The following is a 22,000-nucleotide window of genomic DNA, read 5'->3' on the forward strand; positions in this document are numbered from 1 at the left end:
AGCAGTCGGACACTTTCGTCGCGTTCGAGGATTGGAGCACCATCCCGCACAGACCACAGGACACCGTCATGCGCATCGATCTTACCGGCAAGACCGCGCTCGTCACCGGCTCTACCGAAGGCATCGGCTTCGGCATCGCGCAAGGGCTCGCACGGGCGGGCGCGACCGTCATCGTCAATGGCCGCACGCAGGCGAAGGTCGACATGGCGGTCGAGAAGATCGGCGGCAATGCGCGCGGGGTGGCCGCAGACCTCGGCAACGCCGACGGTCATGACGTGCTCGTCGCCGCGGTGCCGCACGCCGATATCGTCGTCAGCAATCTCGGTATCTTCCAACCCGCCGACTTTTTCGACGTCGACGACGCGACCTGGGACCGGCACTGGCAGGTCAACGTGATGGCCGGCGTTCGATTGGCCCGTACATACCTGCCGGGCATGGCGGCGAACGGCTGGGGACGCCTCGTGTTGCTGTCGTCCGAATCCGCCTTCAACATTCCCGTCGAGATGATCCACTACGGCGTCAGCAAGACCGCCGACGTCGCGCTCGCACGCGGCCTTGCCAAGCGGATGGCGGGCACCGGCGTGACGGTGAATTCGGTGCTGCCCGGCCCGACTTTGTCCGAAGGCGTCGAGGCAATGCTCGAGGACGAGCGCGCCAAGACCGGCAAGCCGATCGACGAGGTCGCCGCGACATTCGTCCAGACGCATCGACCAAGCTCGATCATCCGCCGTGCCGCCACGGTCGAGGAGGTCGCGAACATGGTCGTCTATCTGGCCTCGCCGCTTGCCTCCGCCACCACGGGGGCGGCGATGCGCGTCGATGGCGGCGTGATCGACACGCTCTGACACGGCACCGGTGGATCCGTTTCTCGCTGCGCTCGACCGGCTGCCGACCGGCTATAGCGAGGGTCTGTTCGCTGGCCGTCGCTGGGGCGTCACGCTCGATCTTTCGGCGGATCGGCGGCGGTGCTGGGTCTGGGGCGAAGACCTGGGCGGCAAGGCACGGATCAGTTTCAACCTTTACAGGTTGGCGGACCGGCCCGTGCTACGCCCCTGCGAGATGCCCGCCGAGACCGTGATCGCCTTCATACTCGGCTACACGCCCGATCCGGTGCGGCTCACGCCACCGCCGTCGCGTGGATAGGCAGGAGTGCCGCACCGATCGTCGCGGCGGCACCCTCCAGCGTGGACACCGAGATGATCGGGACGCCGCTGACATGATCGCCGATGTGCATCGCGCCGAAATCGATGTGCTCGACCAGCGCGCGCAGGATGCGGTTCGGCAGCGGGCTTGAGATCACGAACTCGCCCGGATCGATCCACGCCAGCCCCCAGTTTATGATCGGCGCGATCTGGCTGGCGGCACGGCGCACCCAGGCATCGACGACGTCCTCGTACCCCGCGACCACCGCCTCGAAATCGACCAGCGAGTGGATATCGCAACCGGCTTCACGCAACGTCATCAACAGGTCGAGCGTCGAGGGGCGTGGCCGGTCGTTGGGATAGAGGCAGCCGATCTCCCCCGCGCTCGCCATCGCGCCGCGCAGGATGCGCCCCTCGACGATGATCCCCGCGCCGATCCCATGGCCGAGCAGGATCACCACCGCGGTCGAGCAGCGCCGCATCAGCCCGCCGACATAATATTCCGCCAGCGCGGCGGTGTTGGCATCGTTCTCGATCCAGATCCGGTGGCCGATATGCTCCTCGAACAGCGTCTTCAGATCGATCCCGCGCCATGCCCCAAGGCTGTCGACGGTCCAGCGCCGGTTCCCCTCCGGCGATAGCGACGACCCGGGCACGCCGATCCCAACCCCGAGCAGCCGCCGCCCGAGCAGGCGGTTCTCTATCGCCATGGCGTGCATCGCCGAGGTTACGCGCGCGGCGAACACGCGCGGATCGGGATCGTCGAACGGTTGCGAGCTGTGTGCGATCACCCCGCCCGCATAGTCGACGAGCGCCACCTCCATCAGCCCGCGGTGAAGCATCGCACCGACCGCATAGCCGGCATCGGGCGATATCCGCAGCGGCACGGCGGGCCGACCGGGCGTCACCGGCTCCGAACTCGGACATTCCTCGATCAGTCCGTGCGCGAGCAGGTTGCTCGACAGCCGCGTCAGCTTCGACGCGCTCATCGCGAGATCGCCGGCGAGTTGCTTGCGCGATCGCCCACCGACCGAGCGCAGGACCTGCATGATCCGCCGCTCGTCATCGTCCAGTCTCAGCTTGGCATAGGCCATTGCCTGCTCCCTCGCTGATCCCGATAGTCGATTAGTTTATTTCGTGAAATTAATTAAAATCGTCATATTCCACGTCCAGCGGCGTGGCAACGAACAGGGTTGGGGACGAACAGATGACCAAATTTGGCTTGCGCACGGGTTGCGCCATTCTTGCGTTGAGCATCGCCGCGCAGTCGCCGGCCTGGGCCCAGACCGCCCCCACCACGCCGCCTGCCGCCACACCCCCGGCCGATACGGTCCCGGCCGAAGCGGTCCCGGAAGCATCCGCGGCCGACGCCGCGGCGCCTGACGCCGGCGGCGGCGACATCATCGTTACTGGCTCGGCTCGCCAGCAGCGCCGCTTCGACGTCTCCTACGCGGTCAACTCGCTGAGCAACGCCGACATCCAGAAGCTTGCGCCGATCAACTTCGCCGACCTGCTCGGTAAGCTGCCCGGGTTCGCGGTCGAGAACACCGGCGGCGAGGTTCAGAACATCATCCGCCTGCGCGGCCTGCCGAGCGACGGTGGCCTCGTCACCTTCCAGCAGGACGGCCTGCCGCTGTTCCACGAAAATGACGGCAACTTCTTCCGCGGCGACAGCATCAACCGCTTCGACCTGATGACGCAGCGCGTCGAGGTCGTGCGCGGCGGCCCTGCCCCGGTTTATGCGAGCTATGCCGCGGCGATCGTCAACAACATCACCGTGTCCGGCACCGACACGACGCGCGGCAAGGCGCAGGTCACGCTCGGCGATACCGGGCTCTACCGGCTCGATGCGTACCAGGCGGGCCCGATCGACGACTCGACCTATTACGCGATCGGCGGGTTCCTCCGCCGCCACGACGGCTACCGCGACAACGGCTTCCCGAACGATCGCGGCGGCCAGATCCGCGCCAACATCAAGCACGACTTCAGCAACGGCTCGCTGCGCGTGTCGGGGAATTACCTGAACGACCACAATGTGTTCTACCTGCCGATCCCGACCGCCGACCCGCGCGATCCGAGCAAGTCGCTCAACCAGTATATCGACTTCTTCAGCGGCACGATGAACTCGCCCGCGCTGCGCAACGCGAACATCCGTTTCCGCGAGGCCGATGGCACGACGCGCAACGTCGACGCCGATCTCGGCAATGGTCGCCACACGCAGTTCGGGAATGTCGGCGTTCAGTACGACGCGGATTACGACGGCTGGAAGGTCGCGGCGAAGGGCGGCGTCAGCGTCGGCAAGCTCCATTTCAACGCGCTGTATTCGACCAGCAATCCTTCGGACGCCAACGCCTATGCCGCCAGCAACCTTGGCGCGGCACGGACCGCGTTCGGCGCGGGCGTGACCCGGCTCGGCTATGCGATCGCCGGCACCAATGGCGCCGAGGTCTATGACCCGAACACCGCGTCGGGCCTGGTTGTCCCCGCGCAGTTCCGCGACGTCGTCTCGAAATACTATTCGACGCAAGGCGATCTCAGCGTCACGCGGTCGATCGCGACCGGGTTCGGCACGCATGATCTGCGCGTCGGCGTGTACGGCAGCCTGTACGGCGAGACCAACGAGGTCGCGTATCAGGACTATCTCCTCGAGGTGAAGGGCAAGCCGCGGACGCTCGACCTGATCGCGTACAACGCTGCCGGCCAAGCGGTCGGTTCGATCACCGACAACGGCGTGCTGCGCTATACGACCACGCTCAACCGCGGCAACACCGACGCGAAGATGTACGCGCTCTACACCAACGACACGTGGGAGCTGACCAAGGGCCTGACGCTCGACGGCGGTGTCCGCCACGAACGGTACAGCTTCAACGGCTATGCCTTCGCGACGACCTCCGCCAACCTTGGCGACCCGACCACGCTCGCCGACAATGCGGTCCGCGCGTTCACCGGCCAGATCATCAATTCGAAGCTGAGCCCGAGCATCACCAACTGGACGGGCGGAATCAACTACGACGTCACGCAGCATCTCGGCGCCTATGCCCGCGCGTCGCATCTCGAAACGCCGCCGTCGACGCAGGTCACCTACCAGATCAACCCGACGATCATCACGTCGAAGGCGAACCAGTATGAGGTCGGTCTGAAGGCCGCATTCGGCCGGTCGTACCTGTACCTGATCGGCTTCTACACGCGCTATAATCCGCTCAACGCGACGTTCGTCGCGCTCGATCCCGTAACCGGCCGCAACGACCAGTCGGTGCCGTTCGTCGGCAAGGCGGAGATCAAGGGCATCGAGATCGACGGCAACCTCGCGCTGCCGCACGGTTTCGCGATCACCGGCGCGCTGACGATCAGCGATCCGCAGTATAAGAGCCTCGTCAATGCCAACGGCGCGAGCGCGGGCGACGTCGAAGGCAACCAGATCGTCCGCGAGCCCAAAATCTATGGCAACATCCGCCCCTCGGTCGACTTCGACGTCGCGGGCAATTCGGTGCAGCTGTACGGCCGCTACGAATATACCGGCAAACGCTATGTCGACTTCTTCAACAACACCGCCCTCCCCTCGTATCAGACGGTCGGCGCGGGGCTCACGCTGACGCACGACACGTGGCAGATGCAGGTCGTCGGCGACAATCTGTTCAACGCGAAGGGCCTGACCGAAGGCAATACGCGCACCGATCAGTTGAGCGGCCAGGGCACCGCAGATGCGATCTACGGCCGCCCGATCTTCGGTCGCAACGTCCGCCTAGTGGTCAGCAAGTCCTGGTGACGGGCTTGCGTTTGATGCTCGCGGCGCTGGCGATGACGGTGGCGGCTCCGGTGTGGGCGGAAACGCCTGCACCAGTGGCGGTCAGCGATACGGTGGTCGACACGTTGTCGGAGCGACTGTTCCCGATGCTGGCTGCGCTGGGGCGGTTGCCGACAGCGACGCTCGATACGCGGGCGCAACGGATTGCCGCCTGCGGTGACGTACCCGCCTGCGTGATCGAGGCGACGATCTGGACCGATCAGGACCGGGCGATGGTCGTCGCCAGTCTGTCCAAGAATGGCGCGCGGCCGAAGTCGAATGCCGACCTGTCGGTGGTGGCCGGCATCGATCAGGAGCTTGAGGCACTGAACGTCGTCCTCCGGGTCTACGGCCTCGGCTTGCCCGGACGCTACCCGAAGATCGACGGACCGATCTTCGCCACCGACACGCCGTTCTTCGCCGACAGCGTGAAAGTCGCGATCGATACCGCGCGCGCCGCGTCCGATGCGCCGCCCGCGACGATCGCAGCGAGCGTGCGGTTGGCGGTAGCGTTGCTCGACGCCAACGATGCAACCGCTTCGACGCGGTTCGAACCGCTCGACCAACGCGAGAATGCGGGCGTACGCACGCTTGCGGCGCGGACCGACTGGAAAGCTTTTCGCTATTCGCTGCTTATCGTTCCCGGTGTCGGCCCCGAGGACGTCGGGACCACGCTCAGCCCGCGCAGCAAGCTCCACGCGCTGCTCGCGGCGCAACGCTATCGCCAGGGTCTCGCACCGTTCATCCTCGTCTCGGGCAGCGCGGTGCATCCGCGCGGCACGCGGTTCGTCGAAGCCGTCGAGATCCGCCGCGCACTGATCGAGCGCTACGGCATCCCCGCCGACCGCGTCATCCTTGAGCCGTACGCGCGGCACACGACCACCAACCTGCGCAACGCGACGCGGCGGATGGTGGCGCTCGGCATCCCGCTCGATCGGCCGACGCTGATCGTGACCGACGCCGAGCAGAGCAGATACATCGAAAGCCAGACCTTCACCGACCGCAACCGCACGGAGCTGGGGTATCTGCCGGGGACGGTCGGGCGGCGACTGTCGGCGTACGATCTCGAATTTCAGCCGTCGCGACTATCGCTACGCCAAGATCCGCGCGATCCTCTCGATCCATGACACGCTCAAGACGGCCAAGCCCCATACGCACTTATGCCTCCACCCCGGCGAAGGCCGGGGCCCAATTGGGGGACGATAGTAATCGAGGATGGCGCTCCATTATGCCGGCCTTCCCAATTGGGCCCCGGCCTTCGCCGGGGTGGTTGGGATGCGGGCTTTCCCTCGTTCTACTCCTCACCCCAGCCGCCCTCACCGCACAAGAAACCCCCGCAGACCTAGTCGACCCCTTCGTCGGCACGCTCGCCGATTTCGGCCAACTCTCCCCCGCCGCCGTGGCCCCGTTCGGCATGATGCAACTCGGCCCCGACACCAGCCCCGCCAACCACGCCGGCTACGATCACGCCGCGACCACATTGCTCGGCTTCTCGCACACCCGCGGCGTCGGGGTCGGCTGCGGCGGCGCAGGCGGCGACCTGATGATCTCGCTGCGCTATGCTGGCCAGACCGGCCCGGCGCTGATCGACAAGCCCAGCGAGACCGCGCGCGCCGGGACGTACCGCGTCCGCTACGACGGCGGCATCCTGGCCGAGATGGCAGCAACGCGGGGGGCCGGCGTACTTCGCTTCACCCTGCCCCGCGCCGGCGCGGTCGACCTGCGGATCGACCCGCGCCACAGCTATTCGAAACGTCTGGCGGCTAGCTGGGGCAGCCTCGCCAGCGACGACCTCCGCGCCGATCTGGTCGCAGGCACGGTCTGCGATCAGGGCGCCTATCATCTCCACAGCGCGAGCCGGATCCTCGTCAACGGACGGCCGATCCACCAGACGCTGACCGCCGGCGCGAAAGATCTGGCGACGCTGCACATCGCCGGCAAAGCGGGCGACGCGATCGAGATCCGTACCGGCCTATCGACCGTCGACGGCCCCGGCGCGGCATCGGTTCGCGACACGGAAGTCGGCGACAAGTCCCTCGCCGCCGTCGCGGGCGAAACGCGCGCCGACTGGAACCGCATCCTCGGCCGTGTCGTGCTCAGCGGCTCTAGAGACCAGCGCGCGCTGTTCTACACCTCGCTCTACCGGGTCATGGAAACCCCGGTCGCGATCGACGATCCCGACGGCCGCCACCGGGACAAGGACGGCACTGTGCAGACCTCGCCCAAGCGCCGGACGCGCTACGCGAACTGGTCGCTATGGGACAATTACCGCACCCAGATGCCGCTGCTCGCGCTGCTCCAGCCCGAGCGCAGCGCCGATATCGCGCAGTCGCTGGTCGCGCTCTATGCGAACGGTAAAGCGCAATGGTCCACCCCCCACGAACCGTTCCTGACGGTCCGCACCGAACATGCCGGGATCGCGCTGCTCGACATGCACCGCAAGGGCATCGCGTTCGACGTGGCCGCCGCGCTGGCGGGAATGGCGGCGGACAGCGACACGCTCAAGCGCGGCACGCCAGACGAACAGATCGAGGCGGCCTATGACGATTGGGCGACCGCCGAACTCGCCCGTGACCTCGGCCGCACAGACCTCGAACGGACCTTCACCGCCAAGGCGCAAAGCTACCGCCCGATGTGGCGATCGGTGTTCCAGACGCCGGGCGCGGATGGTGACATCGTCAAGGCGCGCGGACTGTATCAGGGCACCTTGTGGCAATATCGCTGGGCGCCGATCTTCGACCTGCCGTGGATGACCGCGACGGTCGGGCGCGAGCGGCTGCTCGGCGAACTGCATCACTTCTTCGATGCGGGCCTGTTCAACATGACCAACGAGCCCGACATCCAGGTGCCCTGGATGTTCGCCGCGCTAGGCCAGCCGCAGCCGACCGCCGACCTCGTCCAGACGATCCTGACCAAGCCGATCGCGCACCCCTATACCAACAGCGGTAAGTTGTCGGTGCCGTTCGTTGGCCGCAGCTTCGAGCTGTCGCCGCAGGGGTTCGCCGACGGGATGGACGACGATGCCGGCGGGATGACCGCGTGGTACGTGTTCGCAACGCTCGGCCTGTATCCGCTGGTGCCGGGCGAGCCGTGGTACATTGTGACGACCCCGGCGTTCGCGCGAAGCACGATCGATCTCGGCAACGGCCGCACGCTGACGATCCAGCGCGCCGGCCCGGTAGACGGTCGGATCACGCAGGCCAACCTGAACGGACGAACCCTCCCGAACTTTCGCGTCCGGCACGCGGACCTGCTCCGCGGCGGCACGCTGGTCATCACGACCGTCCGAAATGTCCCGCAACTGCAAGACACCGGCGCTAAGACCCCGAAGGATGGAGCAAGCCGCCGCCGCTAGAGTTGCCACGGACGTCGTCGATCGCCCGGTCCACCGGGCACGGCTGGTTGGCTATGCGAGCGGAAACTTCGGCAAGAACGTCCTCGCCTCGACGATGGACTTCTTCTTGCTGTTCGTTCTGACCGAACGCTGGGGCGTATCGCCCGCAGCCGCTGGCCTGGTGGTGATGGTCGGCCTGGTGTGGGACGGCCTGTGCGATCCGCTGCTTGGCCGGCTGGTCGATCGTTCCGCAGACCGACTCGGTCTGTATCGCCGGCTGCTGTTCGTCGGCGCGCCCGTCGTCGGCGTATTTTTCGCGGTGTTCTTCGTCGATCCGGGCTGGCGCGGGACGGCGATCCTCGTCTGGGCGCTCGCGATCGTGCTGCTGTTCCGCACCGCCTATTCGGTCTGCGACGTCGCGCACAACGCGCTGATGATGCGGATGGTGCGATCGCCAGGTGCGGCGACCACGGTGTCGGGACTGCGCTACATGTTCAGTTGCCTCGGCGCGCTCACGGTCGCGCATTTTGCGCGGACATTCGTCGACCCGGCGCGCGCCGCGGGAGGCCATGCCCTTTTCGTCGTCACCGGGTGTGCGGCGCTGACCTATGTAGCGACCTTGTGGGTTTCGGCCGCTGCCGCGCCGCGAGTGAGGGTCGTGCCGGAAATATCCGCCCCCCGTGCCCCGCTCGCCTGGGTTCTCGGCAACCGGCCGTTGTTGCTGTTGCTCGCGCTTGGCTTCGCGCAGGCGCTGACGCTGCCCTTCTTCGCCCGGTCCTTCGCCTATATCGGTAAGGGCATCGTCCATGATGCGAGCTGGACCGGCACGGCGCTAACCACGCTGGCGCTCTCGCAACTCGTCGCGCTGCCCGGCTGGATGAGCATCGCCCGGCGCATCGGGCAAACCCACGTGCTTGCTCTCGCGCTGGCCACGACCGCCGCCGGCTTGGCGCTGTTCGCGACCGGGTCGGCATCGACCATCGCCGGCATCGCGCTGTTCGGAATCGGTAATGCAGGGTTGCAGATGATGATCTGGGCGTCGCTCGCCGATGCGATCGATCACGGAGACCGCCAGACCGGCATGCGCTTCGAAGGGCTTCCGGTCGCGTTGCTGTTGCTCACGCTGAAATCGGGCGGTGGGCTTAGCGGTGCGCTGCTCGGCCATGGCCTGTCGCGGATCGGCTGGACCATCGCCACGCCGCTCACTGAAGCGCAGGGCGCTCGGCTGATGACGATGGCGTGGTTGGTGCCGCTGTCAGGCGCAGCTTTGTGCTTTGCGTTGGTCCTGGGTCTGAGCAGCTGGAGCCGGGCGTCGGATCGATAGGCACAGGCAAGACGTCCCTTCGGTCGATGTTGACGGCCGATACGGACCCTTTAGACCGATGACATGGGGATGGAGAGGGAACGATCGTCCGAACCGGGCGACAGGACGACGATCCTGCGGGCTCTGGTCGAAAAATATAGCCGTCCGCTCAGCCGCTACTTCAATCGCCGCGTGTCGGCACCGCACGACGTTCCCGACCTCGTGCAGGAGGTGTTCCTCCGCCTCAGCCGGTTGACCGACCCCAACGACATCCGCCAACGCGACAGCTTCATCTTCGTGACGGCGGCTAATGTCCTGAAGGATCAGGCGCGACGCGATCAGGTGCGCGGCGCGGGACTGTCGGATCCGATCGACGATTTTTCACTCGAAGGTTCGGACTTTTCCCCCGACCGCGTCTTGGAAAGCAGGCAGGTCGCCGATGCGCTGCGCCGCGCGCTGGCCGAATTGCCCGAGCGCACGCGCGACGTGTTCGTGCTGCGGATGCTGGAGGGACTGAAGATGGCCGATGTCGCGCATGCCATGGCCATCTCGACTCGCGCCGCGGAAAAGCATCAGGCGCGCGCGCTCGCGCATGTCGCGGACCGTCTGAAGGACTGGCGCGCGTGAACGGCCGCGTGATGATCGAGGCTGCCGAGTGGGTCGAGCGTCTGGATGCGGCGTCGGATGATTCGACGCGCGCGCAGTTCGACCATTGGCACGCGCAGCCGGGTCACAAGGTCGCATACGACGCGGTCGTCGAGGCGCGCGAGGCGAGCGCGACGCTGGCGGATCATCCCGACATGCTCGCGCTGCGCCATGCCACGGTGGCGCGTGTCGCGCTCGCCCGTGCACCCAGGGCCTCGCGCCGGACCGCGCCCTGGCTGCTGGCGGCGGCGGCCTGTGCCGCGGTGGTCGCGCCGCTGGCGTGGCTGCGGCTGGCCGACGATGGTGCGCCGGTGAGCCGGATCGCAAGCGCCCCAATCTATCGCACCGCAACGGGCCAGCGCCTGATGGTGACGCTGACCGACGGATCGCGGCTGACGCTCGACACCGACAGCCGGGTCCGCGTCGCGTATAGCGATTCCGAACGGCGGCTCGTGCTCGAACGCGGCCAGGCGCTGTTCGAGGTGGCCAAGCACCAGCCCCGACCGTTCGTCGTTGTCGCGGGATCGCACGCGGTCACCGCGCATGGCACCGCGTTCGACGTGAGGCTCGATCCGAGCGCCGTACAGGTCGCGCTGGTCGAGGGATTGGTGAGCGTCGCGACCAGCGGCGGCCAGGCCAGGCCGGTCAAGATGGTACCCGACGACGTTCTGACCGCCTCCGCCACTGGCATATCGGTGCGCCATGTGCCCGGCATGGCGCTGGCGCTGTCGAGCTGGAGCGAGGGGCGGCTCGTGTTCGAGGATACGAGCCTGCGCCACGCGGTCGCCGAGATGAACCGCTATGGCACGCCGCAGATCGCGATCGCCGACGCCGGCGCCGGTGCGGTCCGGATCAGCGGATCGTTCCGGACCGGTGACGTCCAGCCGTTCCTTGATGCGCTGGAGCTCGGCTTTCCGGTGACGGTCGATCGCCGCACCGATGGGCACATCATAATCGCGACGAAAAAATACCGCTGAAAACGGATCGAACAGGTTCGGTATTTTCGGAGCGTTGCGTCTTTACCTTCAGATCGACCCCGGCAGAGGGATCGCACGTACAGGGAGGATTGCATGACATCCACAGGCAGGACCGTGCTGATGCGCGGCATGATGATGACCGCATTGGTGTTCGGCGCAGGCGGCATCCCGATCGGCGCGACCGCGCAGGCCGCGGTCGGCGTTCGCATCGCCCGGCAGGACATGAGCACCGCGCTGCTCGCCTTTTCACGCCAGAGCGGCAAGCAGATCCTGTTCGCGCCCACCCTCGTCCGCGGCAAGACCGCGCGCGCGGTGAACGGCCGAATGGCGGTCGGTGATGCGCTGACGACGATCCTGAAGGGCTCCGGCCTCGACCACCGGCTGACGCCGAGCGGCGCGTACCTGATCGTCGCGGCGCAGGAGCAGGCGGGCACGATCCCCGCAGCGGCGCAGACCGAGCCGGCTCAGCCCGCCCCCGACCCATCGCCCGTACAGGCCGCGCCAGAGGAACCCGCCGCGGATATCGTCGTGATCGGCACCGCGGGCGGCGGCACGCGGCGGCAGAGCGCGGCGTTCGCAGTGACCACGATCGACAGCACGATGGCGCAGCGTCTCGGCACCGCCAGCACCGCCGAGGTGCTGCGCGCCGTACCGGGCGTCAGCACCGAAAGCTCGGGCGGCAAGACCGGCGCGAACATCTTCGTCCGCGGCTATCCGTCGGGCGGCGATGCGGAATACGTCACCTTCCAGACGCAGGGCGTGCCGTTCTTCCCGCCGCCGACGCTGTCGTTCCTCGAGAACACGCAGCTGATCCGGATCGACGAGACGATCCAGCGCGTCGAGGCGGTCCGCGGCGGCACCGGCGCATTGTTCTCGAACGGCCAGCCTGGGCTCACGGTCAACCTCGTCCAGCGCGAAGGCAAGCAGACGCCGGCCGGATTACTCAAGCTCAGCGGCACCGATTTCGGCGAGTTCCGCGTCGACAGCTATGTCTCCGGTCCGATCGATGACAGCACGACCTACATGGTCGGCGGCTATTACTCGACTTCGCGCGGCATCCGCGATGCGCAGTTCGAGGCGGAGCGCGGCGGTCAGATCACCGGCAACATCCGCCATGATTTCGACAAGGGCTCGATCCTGCTGTTCGGCCGCTATCTCGACGATCGCGGTCAGTGGCTGCTGCCGATCCCGGTCGTCCAGGACGGCAACAAGATCCGCGAATATCCCGGCTTCGATGCCGGCACCGGCACGCTGGTAGGACGCGACACGCGGATCGGCGTGCGCAACGACGGCAGCCGCGTCGATCTGGCGGACGGCCGCAGCGCGAAGACCTATAATCTCGGCGGCAATTTCGACTACGACCTCGGCAGCGGCATCACCATCCGCGATCGCGGGAGCTGGATGGAGGGCGATGCCAATACGATCGGGCTGGTCCCCGGCGGCACCCCGCCGATCACCGCCGCCGCCTATGCTGCCAGCAAGGGCGGCACAATCGGATCGCTCACCTACGCCACCGGCGGTGCCCCGGCATCACCCAACACCGCGGTCGTCGAGGCTGGGCTGTGGAGCGTCGAGAAGCATATCCAGGCGTTCGTCAACGATTTCGCGCTGGCGTGGAAGTCGGGCGGCAACACGCTGACCGGCGGCATCTATTACACACGCTACAAGTCGCGCGACCGGTGGAATCTCGGCAACAGCATGCTGCTCACCGCCGAACCCAATGCACGCCGGCTCAACCTGACGCTGGCGGACGGCCGGATCGTCACGCGCGACGGCTTTTCGGGCGGTTCGACGTTCAAGGTCAACGCGCGCTACACCGGCGAGGACGTCGCCGGGTATGCGGTCGACGAGTTGCAGATCACCGAGAAACTGCGCGTCGATGGCGGTGTCCGCTATCAGCACCACTCGGTCGACGGCACGCTCGAGAACCTCGCCGGCACGGTCCCGGCGGCGGGCGCTGACGGCAATCCGCTGACGCTGTACGACAATGGCGATGCGCAGTTGAACGGCACCTTCCGCACGATCCGCTACCGCGGCGATGCCTGGTCGTGGACCGGCGGCGTCAATTACGATCTGACGCGCGAGATCGGCGCGTTCGTCCGCTACAGCCGCGGCAATAGCTTCCCGTTCTTCGACAATCTGCGCGACGGGATCGACGTCGCACCGCAGGTCGACAGCTATGAGGGCGGAGTGAAGGTCTCGACCGGCATCGCCAACCTGTATGCGACGGTGTTCCACAACACTTTCGACGGGCTCGCGACGACGGTCATCACCAGCGGCGCACCGATCGCATCGGTTGGCGGTGCTAAGGCGACCGGTGTCGAGTTCGAGGGGCAGTTGCGGCCGTTCGGCGGCTTCACGCTCAGCGGATCCGCGACCTATCTCGACGCGAAATACCGTGATTTCTTCACCGATGGCGGCCTGACCGACCTGACCGGCAACCGAGTCCAGCGGCAGCCGAAATGGCAGTGGCGCGTCACCCCCGCCTATGATCTGGAGCTCGGTGGCGACGCCAAGGCCGGCGTGTATGCGACGATCGGCTATGTCGGCGACCGGTTCTCCGACGTCCAGAACGCGCAGGTCCTGCCGAGCTATTACAAGCTCGATGCAGGCGCCACACTCGATCTGACTCCGCAGATCCAGTTCCAGGTGATCGGCGACAATCTGACCGACGAGATCGGGCTGACCGAGGGCAATCCGCGGACGCTCGGATCGCAGGGCAGCGGCACGATCCTCGCCCGGCCGATCGTCGGTCGGTCGATCCGGTTTGGCGCCGCGTTCAAGTTCTGATCGGCGCTACGGCAAATTCTGATAAGGGCTTCGGCGATCGATCCCGCCATGTCGGCGGGATCGATCGCTCTACCGGGATGATCGCACGTGATGAAGACTATCAGCCGTTTTGCCGTGTTGGCCTCGGTCGCCGCGGTGGCGCCCGCCCAGTCTGGTCCGGCCCCCGCGCCCCTTTCCTCCACCGCGATCCGATCGCCGGCGGATCTGTACGGGCCGCTGTTCCAGGCCGTACAGCAAGGCCATGTGTTCGCGGACGGCAAGACGTTCGTCGATGCGATACCCAAGCGCGCTGCTGATGCGATCATGGCGGACTATGCGCAGGCCAAGCCCGAAGGCCCTGCGCTGAAGGCCTTTATCCTCGCCAATTTCATCGTCCCCGGCGAGAATGATCGCGGTTCCGGCGATCTTCGGTCGCATGTCCGCACGCTCTGGCCGCAACTCGTGCGCCAGCCCGTTGCACCGGTCGCTGGCAGTTCCGCGCTGCCGTTGCCTGCGCCCTATGTCGTGCCCGGCGGGCGCTTCCGCGAAATCTACTACTGGGACAGCTATTTCACCATGCTCGGCCTGAAGGTCGATGGCCAGCAGCCGCTCGTCGAGACGATGCTCGACGATTTCACCAGCCTGATCGATCGATACGGCCATATCCCGAACGGCACGCGCACCTATTATCTCAGCCGCTCGCAGCCGCCCTATTACGCGATGATGCTCGATCTCTCGACCAACACCGACCCTGCGGTGGCGAAGCGTCGGCTGGCGGCACTGCGCGCGGAACACGCGTTCTGGATGAAGGGCGAGACCTGTGTCGCCGGTAAACCTGCCTGCCTGCGCGTGGTGCGGATGCCCGACGGCAGCGTGCTCAACCGCTATTACGACGACCGCGATACGCCACGCGACGAATCCTATGCCGAGGACGTCGCGACCGCGGCGAAGGCTGCACCCCGCCCTGCCGCCGACACCCAGCGCAATCTTCGTGCCGGTGCGGAAAGCGGATGGGATTTCAGCTCGCGCTGGTTGCGCGATCCGCAATCACTGACGACGATCCACACCACCGACATCGTACCCGTCGATCTTAACAGTCTTTTATGGGTGATGGAGCGTCGGATCGCCGCACGCTGCCAAACCGCGGGCGACACGCCGTGCGCCACCGCGTTCACGACGATGGCGACCAAGCGCAAGACGGCGATCGACCGCTATCTCTGGCAGGCGACGACCGCGCGCTATGCCGACTGGGACCTGTCGACCCGCAAGCCGACCGCCAGCATCAACGCCGCGATGATCGAGCCGCTGTTCGTCGGGCTCGCCTCGCCCGCACAGGCGAAAGCGGTCGCGGCGACCGTACGCCGATCGCTGGTCGCGGAGGGCGGACTGCGCACCACGACGCTGAAGACCGGCCAGCAATGGGACGAACCCAATGGCTGGGCGCCGCTGCAATGGGTCGCGATCGCCGGGCTCGATGCGAATGGCGAACCCGCCCTTGCCAAGGATATCGCGCGGCGCTGGATCGGCACGGTCGGCGCAGCCTATGCTGAAACCGGCAAGATGCTCGAGAAATACAATATCGAGCAGCGCACCCCTGGCGGCGGCGGCGAATATCCGGTGCAGGACGGTTTCGGCTGGACCAACGGCGTCGCCAGCGCGATCCTCGAGCGCTATCCCGATCTCGCGCGCCCAGCGGGATAACTACGTCCGAAATTCGGCTCCAAAAAAATCGCAGCGCAGTCTTGATGCGGCGATCGGGTGAATTATCTTCGCCAACGCCGGACGCGATCGGTCCGGTGACTGAGGGCACCGGCTCTCCCGGTGCTCCTTATGCTCAGATTGCTCATGTGGAGGATTTGGATATGAGGACGAACTTCGATTTTACGCCCTATCGTCGGTCCACTGTCGGTTTTGACCGGCTGTTCGACCTGCTGGAGGCGACTGCGCGCACCGAAACGGTCGACGGCTATCCGCCTTTTGATATCGAACGTGAGAGCGAGGACAGCTATCGGATCACGCTCGCCGTGGCTGGGTTCAGCCCAGACGACATCGAGATCGTCGCGCAGAACAACCAGCTGACCGTCAGCGGACGCAAGCCCGATGACCGCGACGAGGGCCGCTTCGTCCATCGCGGCATCGCCACGCGCGCGTTCGAGCGACGCTTTCAACTGGCCGATTTCGTCCAGGTACAGGGCGCGGGGTTTGACAATGGGTTGTTGCGTATTGCGCTTAAGCGTGAGGTTCCGGAGGCCATGAAGCCACGGCGGATCGAGATTGCCGGCACCGCGGCCAACGATCGCAATACCGGCGACACCGCGGTACGCATCGAAGAGCACCAGGCGGAACGCAGCGCCGCCTGAGTTTCACGACCTTCAACGCGGTTGCCGGCAACGATGCTGGCAACCGCTTTCTTTTGCCTGCGATGCGGCTTGTCAGGTCTACGTCGCTGCAGGCGGAACTCTTAACCGCCTACGACCCGTCACATCCCTTGGTACGCGCACCCCCGCGCAAGGGCATCAGCGTGGCGGTGGGAGCCTGACGTGGATATCGGCTGCGGATGGCACGACATGGCGAGCCCGCGACGACATCCGTAGCCAGCCACCGCGCATCACGACCAGCGCCACCGCCGCGGCAACCACGGCTAACCCCAGTTCGATCTTGCGGAGCGTGTCGCGGTTGCGGTCGTCGGTGTTCCACAAGCCTTCCCATTCCTCCTCGGACCGTGGCTCGTAATGAGCTTCGTCGAACACCGTGTCGTAATCGCTGTGATCCATCATACGCGGCCTCCCTCCGCGGGGGTGCGATCGTCGCCGACCAACATTTCGACCGGGGTATCGCCGATCGGGCCGGGCGACTGATCCTCGTCGGTATGCGCGAACAGCCAGCGGCCAAGCAGTCCAGCGACCGCGGCGCCGGTCAGCGGTGCGAGCCAGAACAGCCAGAGCTGCGACAGCGCCCAGCCGCCAACGAACAGAGCGGGGCCGGTGCTGCGCGCGGGATTGACCGACGTGTTGTCGATCGGGATCGAAATCAGGTGGATAAGCGTCAGCGCGAGGCCGATCGACAGCGGCGCGAAGGCCGCCGGCGAGCGCTCGTCGGTAGCGCCGAGGATGACGGTCAGGAAGCCGGCCGTGAGGATTGCTTCGCTGAGAAACGCGGTCGCGGCGCTGTAGCCGCCTGGCGAATGGGCGCCATAGCCGTTGGCGGCGAACCCGCTGGCGACGAGATCGAACCCGCCGGTGCCGGAGGCCAGCGCAGCAAGCGCGGCGCTGCCGAGAATGCCGCCGATGACCTGCGCTGCGACATAACCGGGAAGGTCGCGCGCTGGAAAGCGGCCGGCAACGGTCAGGCCGACGCTGACCGCTGGGTTGAAATGCCCGCCGGAAATGAAGCCGACGGCAAATGCCATGGTGAAGACAGTAAGACCAAAGGCAAGAGCGACACCGGCCATCCCAATCGTGCCGGGAACGCCGCTACCTGCGGCGAGGACAGCAGCCCCGCATCCGCCCAGTACCAGCCAGAACGTGCCGATCGCTTCCGCGGCAAGTCGGCGCGCGGTGGCGATCGGGCGCGGCCTTGGCGGACCGTCGGTCTTGCCGGCGGTCGGACGATAGATGGCTTCGGTCATCCCCTGACACCTCGTACAGGACGCGTTATTGCGCATCTCTGATGGTCGAAAATACCGATGGGCGTGCCAGGCACGCCCACCGGCCACGCGGTTACTTGCCGCGGAGCGTGTTGATCAGCGCGATACCGAGAACGCCGGCAACCGCTGCTGCGGTGAACGGACGCTCCTTCGAGAACTGGCGGACATAGTCGACCAGCGGACGGATGTTCTCTTCGACGACGTCCTTGGCCTGGCCGACGGTTTTCTGGACCGTGCCGCCGAGCTGATCCGCAACGCCTTCGCTCTTCAGCGACGTGTCGCCGGTCGCGGTGCCGAGAGCTTCCTTGGCCTTGCCGCCGAAATCGGTTGCTGCGCCTGCGAGGGTGTCGGTGTTCATATGAATTCTCCTTGGTTGATGATGGGGTTAATGAAGGGTTTGAAAACTTCGATCAGAGATGCTTCGATCGGGGACGAGGCGTGTCGGTAACGTCGGTGGCGTCGTTACGATCCGCGAACGATCCGGATACCGAACGATTCATCGCATCCGATCATCGCATCAGAGCGGCGATGCCGGGTCGCTCAGAATGCCGCAGGCCGCGGCGGCCTTGCCGACTTCGAGTGGCACCTTAGGGTCCTTGACCTGGCTGGACACGCGGATGAAATCGCTCGCGGTCAGGCGACCCGGTGTCGTGTCGCCTTCGCGCGATGCCTTGGCGGCGCGACCGAGCTGCTGGAGCTGGCCAAGCGACAGGTTCGCCTCGAGCCGGTCGCCGACGCACTGCGACTGAGCCGGCTGGAAACCATAGCCCTCCAGCGAGGTCGCAATCTTGGCCGACGGATTGACGCATGCCGCCAACGATAGCGCGCCGATGCCAACGGTGAGAACGCCTGCGACGCGGATGAACCTACGATGCTGAACCATGATAAGCCCCTGTCTTCGGGCACCATGCGGCTTCGCTCCGACCGGACGCAAAACCCATATTTCCCAGACGCATAACCAGCGTGCGGCCGGATGTATCCCAGGTAACCATGCACTATGCGCATGTGACGTTTATACTATCGGCGCCCCATCCAAACGCTCAAGCGGCCGCGTCGTCGGCATGGGTCCGTGGCATGCCGATCACGCCAATCGTAAGCCGAGCCTCTCATTGCCAGCGGGGCACGACAAACCGTCAGCCCACGACCTTGCTCAGGATTCGCGATAGTTGTTCGATTGAATAGGGTTTGTGCAGCAGCTCGAACCCATGCGTACCGTCCTGCGCCAGCACGTTGCTGTAGCCGGAGGTCAGCACCACCGGCAGCGTCGGGTAGCGGTCGCGGATCACCTTGCCCAATTCGATGCCGTTCATTCCAGGCATCACTACGTCCGAAAAGACGATATCGAACCGTGTCGCGTCAACCGCGAGTTCGGCAAGCGCCTCCTGAGCGTCCGCCGCCCAGACCGTCACGTACCCGAGTTCGGCGAGTGACTGCGTCGTGAAGGTCCCGACTTCGCTGTTGTCCTCGACCACGAGCACGCACGTGCCATGGCCATCGGCAAGGCCCTCGCCCACATCGTCGACCTCGGCCGGCGCGCCCTGATCGACCTGGGGAAGATACAGCGTGAAGACCGTGCCCCGGCCGACCTCGCTCTCGACCGTGATGTCGCCACCCGATTGCTTGGCGAATCCGAAGACCTGGCTAAGGCCCAGTCCGGTCCCCTGCCCAACCCCCTTGGTCGTGAAGAACGGCTCGAAGATACGCTCAAGCTTGTCGGGTTCGATTCCCGAACCGCTGTCGGCCATTGCGATGGCGATAAAACGCCCCTCGACCGCCGGGTGCGAGCGGACCGCCGGAATGAGCCCCGCCGATCGTACCGTGATATCGATCCGCCCGGCCCCCTCCATCGCGTCGCGCGCGTTGACCGCCATATTCACCAACGCGGTATCGAGCTGGCTGGGGTCGACATTCGTGAAGCACGGCGTGTCGGGAAGATCGATGGCGATGACGATCCGCGACCCCGTCAGCGTGCCGAGCATGTCGGAGATCACGCGCAGACTCTGTCCGACGTCGATCACTTCAGGCTGCAACGCCTGCCGGCGTGCGAATGCGAGCAACTGCCCGGTCAGCTTTGCCGCACGGTCCGCGGTATCGGAGATCGCATCGATATACCGCTCGCGTCGCTCGGCGCTGAGATCGGGGCGTTTCAGGAGGTCGGTGGCGGAGCGGATCACCGTGAGAAGATTGTTGAAATCATGCGCAACGCCGCCAGTCAGCTGGCCGACCGCTTCCATCTTCTGCGACTGGCGCAACGCGTCTTCCGCGGTCTGCAATTCGCTCGTCCGCGCCGCGACCTGCTGCTCGAGCGAAGCGGCGAGCATACTCAGGGCGTGTTCGGAGCGGCGGCGCTCGGTAGCGATCCGCGTCCGTTCGGCGACCTCGCGAATGAACTCAACCTCGTCCGGTCGCCAGCGCCGAGCGCCGGCAGACGCGATGTACAGCATCGCCACGAGACGGCCATTCTCCATGACCGGCATGTTGATGATCGCCCGCGCGTCGAGTGCTTCGAGCGCAGTTGCGGTCGTGACGGTCCTCGGATCGGTCCGCGCATCCTCCACGCACACTTCTTCGCCGCGTTTCAGATCGTCAATGTACGAACCGTAGGCGCGTAGCGCGAACGTCCCCGTCAACGGCGCGACATTGGGCGCACTCCAGTCACGAACGATCGTCACCGTCTCCGCCGCCAAGTCGATCTCGCCAAAGCCGGCGCGACTTGCCTCCAGCGTTTTGCCGATGATCCGCGCCGCGGCGAATGCGATGTCCTCAGGCTGGTCGGTATCGCGAAAGACGTCCCCCAGTTCGACGAGCCCGGCGCGCATGATCTCGTCGCGCTTATGCTCGGTGATATCGGTCGACACCCCGGCGATCCGCAACGCCTCGCCCTTGGCATCGTAGAAGGGCTGACCGCGTGACGCGATCCAGCGCACCTCACCGTCCTGCCGGTAGATACGGTAGATCACGTCATAATCATTGCCCTCGGCGATGCAGCGACGAACCTCCGCCGCGCTTTTTTCCCGATCGTCGGGATGGATCGCCTGTAGCCGCTCATCATAGGTGAAGGGCTGATCGACCGGACGCCCGAAGATCTCCTTGCAGGTTTCCGACGCGATCAGCTGGCGGCTGACGATGTCGAGCGTCCAGGTGCCGAACCGTGCCGCCTTCAGCGTGAACGCCAGTTCGCGCTCCTGCTCCTTTTGCAGCCGCAGTCGATCGGTCAGTTCCGCCATGAGCGACGCGTTGCTGACTTCCAGACCGTGCAGCCTCTCGCGCTCGATCGTCACATCGACCTGGCTGGCGAAGAAATACGCCAGCACGCCCTCGGTGTCGTAGACCGGCGCCATCAGCAGCCGGTTCCAGAACAGCTCTCCGTCCTTGCGCTGATTGCGAATGTCGATCTCGATCGACTCGACACGCCGCACCGCATCTCGGATTTTGGCGACCGTCGCGGGATCGGTTGCCGGCCCCTGCAGGAACCGGCAGTTGCGCCCCAGAATCTCCTCACGCGTATACCCGCTCAACCGGCAGAAGGCGTTATTGGCGAACACCACGGGATTGTCGGGGAGACGCGGATTGGTGATGATCATCGGCATCCGAGTCGCGCGCACCGCCGCGACGAACGGATCGGTCCCGACATCCTGCCCCAGTACCTCGGCAGCAATGCGCTCGGCATCGGCAGTCATTTTCGGCACGCCCTGGACGGCGCTGTCGGTCGTATCGGTCAAGGCCGCCTCGATTGTCGCTAAGTCCCTGACATCTAGGCCCGCCCCGGGATCGCCGCAACGTCGGAACGGTGACGATACGACAGGTCAGGTACGGCTTCGCAGCCAGGCGGAACGCGCGGCGTCATAGTGTTCGCGCGCTGCATCGCGCGCGGCGACGGCTTCCTTCATCCCGGCGTCCTGCATGCGCTCGAGCGCGCGACGACGACGGGCAAGGTCGGCCTCTTCCTGTTCGATCGACCTGATGGCCAGACGATACTCGGTTTCGAGCGACGCCAGCGCGTCATCCGCGGCGTCCAGTGCATCGCGTTTGGGTTTGGGTAATGGCTTGGGTGAAGGCTTGGGCTTGGGTGAAGGTTTGGGCTTCGGACCCGACTTCGACGGTGTCGGTTCCTGCGGTCCGGTGCGACGTGCCTGCGGTGTCTCCACCTCGACTGCCAGATTTTCCGCGCCCGTCCCCCGCGCGCGCTTGATGACCGTGCCCGGCGCCGCAAGCGGTTCCGCCGTCAGCGCGTCATCCGTGACCTGCTCGGCGATACCGCGCGCGAACAGATCCTTGTCGCTACCCCATGCGGCCAGGGCCGCCTTCTGACTGGCGGCGGCGACATACGCGTCGTGGAACCCCGCCACGGTACGATAGACTTTCAGCTTTTGTGCGCGGGCCATGCTGCGGTGTTAGCA

General features: G+C 65.9%; 18 protein-coding genes. 11 read left to right on the forward strand and 7 right to left on the reverse strand.

What is annotated here, in order from left to right; all coding sequences use genetic code 11:
• Window positions 1–68 precede the first annotated feature (68 nt).
• Together U1763_RS05500 and U1763_RS05505 are read left to right on the forward strand one after the other, a co-directional pair.
• Window positions 69–845, forward strand: a complete 777-nt coding sequence (locus U1763_RS05500) for an SDR family NAD(P)-dependent oxidoreductase (RefSeq protein ID WP_332754458.1) — start codon at window positions 69–71, stop codon at window positions 843–845.
• A gap of 10 nt (window positions 846–855) precedes the next feature.
• Window positions 856–1,143: a hypothetical protein gene (locus tag U1763_RS05505; RefSeq protein WP_332754459.1), complete on the forward strand. Its 288-nt coding sequence runs from the start codon at window positions 856–858 to the stop codon at window positions 1,141–1,143.
• On the opposite strand, the gene U1763_RS05510 is transcribed toward U1763_RS05505, so the two are convergent.
• Window positions 1,118–2,236, reverse strand: coding sequence for an ROK family transcriptional regulator (locus U1763_RS05510; protein WP_332754460.1), 1,119 nt, complete (start codon window positions 2,234–2,236; stop codon window positions 1,118–1,120). The genes U1763_RS05505 and U1763_RS05510 overlap by 26 nt on opposite strands.
• A 113-nt stretch (window positions 2,237–2,349) precedes the next feature.
• Here U1763_RS05510 and U1763_RS05515 point away from each other — a divergent pair, with 113 nt between their 5' ends.
• The 9 genes from U1763_RS05515 (at window position 2,350) to U1763_RS05555 (ending at window position 16,314) form a co-directional block, all read left to right on the forward strand.
• Window positions 2,350–4,908, forward strand: coding sequence for a TonB-dependent receptor (locus U1763_RS05515; protein WP_332754461.1), 2,559 nt, complete (start codon window positions 2,350–2,352; stop codon window positions 4,906–4,908).
• A gap of 14 nt (window positions 4,909–4,922) precedes the next feature.
• Window positions 4,923–6,053 (forward strand): YdcF family protein, encoded by a 1,131-nt coding sequence (locus tag U1763_RS05520; RefSeq protein ID WP_332754956.1) that lies wholly within the window; start codon window positions 4,923–4,925, stop codon window positions 6,051–6,053.
• Window positions 6,054–6,154: 101 nt separating this feature from the next.
• Entirely contained in the window at window positions 6,155–8,281 is a 2,127-nt protein-coding gene (locus U1763_RS05525; protein ID WP_332754462.1) for a glycoside hydrolase domain-containing protein, read from the forward strand.
• Window positions 8,259–9,584: an MFS transporter gene (locus U1763_RS05530; RefSeq protein ID WP_332754463.1), complete on the forward strand. Its 1,326-nt coding sequence runs from the start codon at window positions 8,259–8,261 to the stop codon at window positions 9,582–9,584. Before U1763_RS05525 ends, U1763_RS05530 begins: the two co-directional genes overlap by 23 nt.
• 63 nt (window positions 9,585–9,647) lie before the next feature.
• A complete protein-coding gene (locus U1763_RS05535; protein ID WP_332754464.1) occupies window positions 9,648–10,190 on the forward strand; it encodes an RNA polymerase sigma factor in 543 nt (180 codons plus the stop codon).
• Window positions 10,187–11,185: a FecR family protein gene (locus U1763_RS05540; protein WP_332754465.1), complete on the forward strand. Its 999-nt coding sequence runs from the start codon at window positions 10,187–10,189 to the stop codon at window positions 11,183–11,185. The genes U1763_RS05535 and U1763_RS05540 overlap by 4 nt, the downstream gene beginning before the upstream one ends.
• Window positions 11,186–11,278: 93 nt before the next feature.
• Complete coding sequence (locus U1763_RS05545; RefSeq protein WP_332754466.1) at window positions 11,279–13,975, forward strand: TonB-dependent siderophore receptor; 2,697 nt, start codon at window positions 11,279–11,281, stop codon at window positions 13,973–13,975.
• Between the two features lie 90 nt (window positions 13,976–14,065).
• Entirely contained in the window at window positions 14,066–15,655 is a 1,590-nt protein-coding gene (gene treF / locus U1763_RS05550; protein ID WP_332754467.1) for an alpha,alpha-trehalase TreF, read from the forward strand.
• Window positions 15,656–15,816: 161 nt separating this feature from the next.
• Window positions 15,817–16,314 (forward strand): Hsp20 family protein, encoded by a 498-nt coding sequence (locus tag U1763_RS05555; RefSeq protein ID WP_332754957.1) that lies wholly within the window; start codon window positions 15,817–15,819, stop codon window positions 16,312–16,314.
• Window positions 16,315–16,470: 156 nt separating this feature from the next.
• Here U1763_RS05555 and U1763_RS05560 read toward each other — a convergent pair whose 3' ends face one another.
• From U1763_RS05560 to U1763_RS05585, 6 genes are all read right to left on the reverse strand, one after another.
• Entirely contained in the window at window positions 16,471–16,731 is a 261-nt protein-coding gene (locus tag U1763_RS05560; RefSeq protein ID WP_332754468.1) for a hypothetical protein, read from the reverse strand.
• Entirely contained in the window at window positions 16,728–17,582 is an 855-nt protein-coding gene (gene aqpZ, locus U1763_RS05565; protein WP_443026886.1) for an aquaporin Z, read from the reverse strand. The genes U1763_RS05560 and aqpZ overlap by 4 nt, the downstream gene beginning before the upstream one ends.
• Window positions 17,583–17,673: 91 nt before the next feature.
• Window positions 17,674–17,958, reverse strand: a complete 285-nt coding sequence (locus U1763_RS05570) for a CsbD family protein (RefSeq protein ID WP_132741579.1) — start codon at window positions 17,956–17,958, stop codon at window positions 17,674–17,676.
• A 159-nt stretch (window positions 17,959–18,117) separates the two neighbouring features.
• Window positions 18,118–18,483 carry a hypothetical protein gene (locus U1763_RS05575; RefSeq protein ID WP_332754469.1) on the reverse strand — a complete coding sequence of 122 codons (366 nt, stop codon included), beginning with the start codon at window positions 18,481–18,483 and terminating at the stop codon, window positions 18,118–18,120.
• A gap of 250 nt (window positions 18,484–18,733) precedes the next feature.
• The gene (locus U1763_RS05580; protein WP_332754470.1) at window positions 18,734–21,322 is read right to left on the reverse strand and encodes a PAS domain-containing protein; all 2,589 of its coding nucleotides are present in this window, start codon (window positions 21,320–21,322) and stop codon (window positions 18,734–18,736) included.
• Between the two features lie 84 nt (window positions 21,323–21,406).
• Window positions 21,407–21,985 carry a hypothetical protein gene (locus U1763_RS05585; protein WP_332754471.1) on the reverse strand — a complete coding sequence of 193 codons (579 nt, stop codon included), beginning with the start codon at window positions 21,983–21,985 and terminating at the stop codon, window positions 21,407–21,409.
• Between the last annotated feature and the right edge of the window lie 15 nt (window positions 21,986–22,000).

It is taken from the genome of Sphingomonas sorbitolis, assembly GCF_036663875.1.
Lineage (GTDB): Bacteria > Pseudomonadota > Alphaproteobacteria > Sphingomonadales > Sphingomonadaceae > Sphingomonas.